Source organism: Ornithinibacillus proteolyticus, assembly GCF_039581225.1.
Classification (GTDB): Bacteria; Bacillota; Bacilli; order Bacillales; family Amphibacillaceae; genus Ornithinibacillus; species Ornithinibacillus massiliensis.
In genome coordinates, this window is the sequence record NZ_JBCPXV010000094.1 from 1 (window position 1) to 4,052 (window position 4,052).

At 39.7% G+C, this 4,052-nt stretch carries 2 protein-coding genes; both read right to left on the reverse strand.

Annotated features, from left to right (window positions below; all coding sequences use genetic code 11):
• Positions 1 to 16: 16 nt before the first annotated feature.
• Positions 17 to 2,656, reverse strand: a complete 2,640-nt coding sequence (locus tag AAIB49_RS19550; RefSeq protein ID WP_343459026.1) for a collagen binding domain-containing protein — start codon at positions 2,654 to 2,656, stop codon at positions 17 to 19.
• Positions 2,619 to 3,734, reverse strand: a complete 1,116-nt coding sequence (locus AAIB49_RS19555) for an Ig-like domain-containing protein (RefSeq protein ID WP_343459027.1) — start codon at positions 3,732 to 3,734, stop codon at positions 2,619 to 2,621. Before AAIB49_RS19555 ends, AAIB49_RS19550 begins: the two co-directional genes overlap by 38 nt.
• Positions 3,735 to 4,052: the final 318 nt, after the last annotated feature.

Consider the following 4,052-nt stretch of genomic DNA (forward strand, 5'->3'; position numbering starts at 1 on the left):
TGGTGGATAGGCCATTTCAGGGAAGAATGGAAGCACTTGAATAGTCGGACAAGAGATGGCGATTCATCTCCCACCTACTCATTTCCCATTCCTTGAGGTGGGAGTCTTCTCGCCTATTGATGATAAACGAGGCACCGGCAATCGTATCACGAGTCTCTTCATCCACCTTCGTTAATTCAACAGCATAGATAATTTTTTTGTTGGTTACTTCTAGGTAGTTTCCAATCTTTTCTGTATCCTCTCGGTCTATGGTGACCGTAATTGGTTGTGTTTCCCCTATCACATAGCCCTCTGGTGCTTTTGTCTCCACTAATTGGTACTCACCAAACAATAGATTATGGAAGATGATTTTTCCGTCGTTATCTGTTGTTGCTGATTTTATTGCAATCGTACCCGTTTGGTCATAAAGCGTAAATTCAGCACCTGCTAACGGTTCTTCCGTAAGCTCATCAAGCTTGATTACTTCTAAACTTCCTGTTCTTCCATCGATGCCACCATCTCCACCAGTATATCTAACGGTGTGTTTATAGGAAGAATCGGTTTCTTTTCCTTCTAATTTTGCCCCATCAAGGGAAGCATCATTTTCGACTTCCTCCCCATTTCCAGCCATGATGAACGTATCATATTCTAAGATGTATGGACGATTAATCTCGTTTGCAAATGACAAAGTGAAATAAGAATTCCCTTCCTCATCTTCTTTAAATTCGACGGTATAATCAACGCCTGCTTCTAATACATCATCTTCATTTTTGGTAACGGTGCCATCCACTGCAACATTCGTTCCATATAATTGGAGTGAATCTTCCAACAGAAGTTGATTCGGGCTTGGCTTATCCGTCACTTTTGCATCTGAAATAGTAGACTGAGTAAAGTTTATATTCAGTTTCCAATGTAGTACCCTTGGGTTTTCGCCATCTTGTTGAGCGCTTTTATCCATGTAGTTATCACCATTGGGACCGACAGACACGGTTGCTGATAATGTTGCGATTTGTTCAGAACCATCTTTTAACAATGCTGTGTTCTCATACTGTTTGACGATTAGTTGATCATGTAGGTTGGTTTTATACGTAATGATATATGGAGAGTCAATGGTGGTTAAGAAAGTGATTCTGAAGCCAGGTTCTTGATTAGGACCGTTCATTTCTTCCACATCATAATCGCGATTTATTTTTAACGGTTCGCCGATTCTTGACCATGATCCGTTTGGATTAATTCGCATTTCGTGAATTTCAATTGTACTAAGATCAATGTTTTGATCCCCTAGAATAACATCTTCTACTATCGCTTGTTGAAGTGGACGGTAATTGTAATTTATACCAATTTCCCAAGTGATTTCTTTTGTTTTGGCATTATAGGATCCACCTTTAAATCCATTACTTTGCGTATAATTATTTGGTGTAAAGCTCGCATCTGCTTCCTTTGTTAGAGGATCATCACCATTTTCGGGAACCCAGGTCAGTACAGCACTGTTTGTAAAAGTTGTTTTTCCAGCTTCTATTTCATTAAAATCAAACGATGTGGTGTATACGATTTCAATCCTCTTATTTATTGGATCCATCCCTTCAAAATCGAAGGTGATTTCCCCGGAATCCTCATCATAGCCAAAATCGTAGTTACCGTTGTCTTTTATGTCACTACCATCATACGTAATTTCATAGTCCATTAGTGTTAACCCTTTTGGCAGCGTATCTGTCAGCTTGACTTGATACATTTCTTTTTCGTCTGCATTAATGGTAATACGCCATTTGGTTGTTTTGGCAAGGTAATCTGTTTGGCCATTGATATGCTGCTTATAGAAGACAATTTGGTCCACGGTTTTATTGGAACCTTTTTCATTCCCCTTCCCATCGGTTACCATATTCGTTAAGGTTTCCCGATTTAGGACACGATCTGTTAGCTTTGTTTGGTAATAAATGATGTAGGCACTGTCAATAGCCTCGTTGAATTGAATGTTAAACCCATTGCCATCCCGACGTACCGTATAATGAGAAGGGTCTAACTCTGTATCACCAATTGTCGCTGCTCCGGTATTCGGATCAATCTCAACAGGAACGATACGGACGCTACCTTCTACTAGTTCATGTCCTTCACCAAGTTCATCGTGAAGCACGGCTTTTTCCTTTTCAATATGTTTCTCATTGTAATTGTAACGAACGATCCAATTAATGGTTTGATTTATTGGATCATAATCACCAGCTTCTTTGTCTAATGCTGTCCCTCTTGCAACATTTACGGTTGCGTTGGCATGTAATGCATCGATATCATCACCAGTTAATGTTGCGGTATTAGGATAAGATGTGCCGTCTTCATCTGTGATGGTTGTTTCCAATACTACCCGATAAGCTGAGTCAATATCTCCTAAATGAAGTGGAAATTCCGTGAAATTATGGTCTGTGATTTCTTCCCCCTGTACTACAGAACCATCCAATTGAACATCTAGCTTATACAATTTAATCGAATTTGGAACTAGCTGCAAGTCCTCGTCTAAATTATCGCTTAATACGGCATTGGTAATACTTCGTAAGTCTTTGTTAAAATCAATTTCCCATGTAATGGTTTGTGTATTATATTTCCGATCCGGTATTCCCCGCTTATCTATAGAAGAACCTACATTCGGTTCAAAACGAATGGGGATTTCTATCAGTTTTATCCCCACTAATCGGAATAACGATTGTTCGATCTACACTACCATCGATATCCTCTCTTATCTCCGTATGAAAACCGATAAAACCAGCAATATCTGATCGTGATTCAATCTGGTCGCTAAATGTCATCGTAACGGTTCCATCTTGTTCTAACACAAATGTCCCAAATTTAACGCCATCTGCACTAGTCAAGTCCCCTTCTACACGATTAAATACAGTAAATATCTCTGGAAGTGTAAAGGTAAAAGTAGAACCCGCTGTATATCCATGACCGTTCGGCAGTTCAAATTGGTACTGAATCTTTAAGTCCAAGATTTCTTCACTAGGATGTGGCATTCGATCTGGTAATGGACTTCCATCTCCTAAAGTTAGCTCTGCACCCGTAAGAATGTTTTCTTTGATGACAGAAGCATTTTGAACAGCCTGGGTTTGGACTTCCTCTTCCGGTTCATTCGGTTTCTCTGTTGTTACTTCCTGTTCATCCTGTTCCTCTACAACTTGCTCACCACTTGCTTCCTCTTCCAATGGATCCTCGGATTCAGTATTTAGAGCCTCCTGTTCATGTACAAGCTGTATAGGTATAACATACGTAGCTTTATCAAGGTTAAATAACAGATGGGCTACTTGTTGATTTTCCAAATCTATCTCACCTAGGCTCGTTTCGATGAAGATTTGACCTTGATCACCGTTCTCTATTTCTTCCTTCATTACATTTACGGTGAGGGCGCTTTCTACAATTGTCACGGAACCAATTACACTTCCAGCTTGATTAGTTAAATTACCGTCGGGCTCTGTCGTTACTTTCAATTCAGATGGTAACTGTATCGTGAAGGCTTCTTGATCGGAAAGTAACGCTTCATCCCACTTCCAATCAATACGAACTATCAGATGTGACCCTGTCTGTATAACTTGTTCCGGATCCCTATCAGCTGATACCTCCTTCCCCTGTTCATCCAATAATGAAACATTAGTAAAAAGGCTTGGTTGCTGTTCTGTTGCACCAGCCTTTATTGGCAATACTATACTTGAAAGTATCGTATTGCACAGCAGCATTAGTATAAAAAAACTAATGCCCATCCTCTTTCCCATTTGCATTCCCCTTTCTACATAATGTGATGATAATCCTGGAAGATTTCACACAGCCCTTATGATAGCATGGGGAACTAAACATTATCTGAACAACATTAACTAGGTCAATATTCCTATATTGATGATATCTCATAGTTATTTTTATCTATATAAATTATATGGAACTTAGAAAATCTTTTACCTTTACCAAAATAATCAAAACCACCAGTGTGAACTGGTGGTTTGCTCTGCGGCTTGAAGCCTCTTTTACCGGCCTTGGCCTTAAAGGCCCACTGAATGGTTTTCCCTTACGCACCACATCCACGCACTGATTCTAAA

Excerpts from the sequence above, each read along its gene's own strand:
- AAIB49_RS19555 (WP_343459027.1), bottom strand. The coding sequence starts at position 3,734 with ATGGGAAAGAGGATGGGCATTAGTTTTTTTATACTAATGCTGCTGTGC.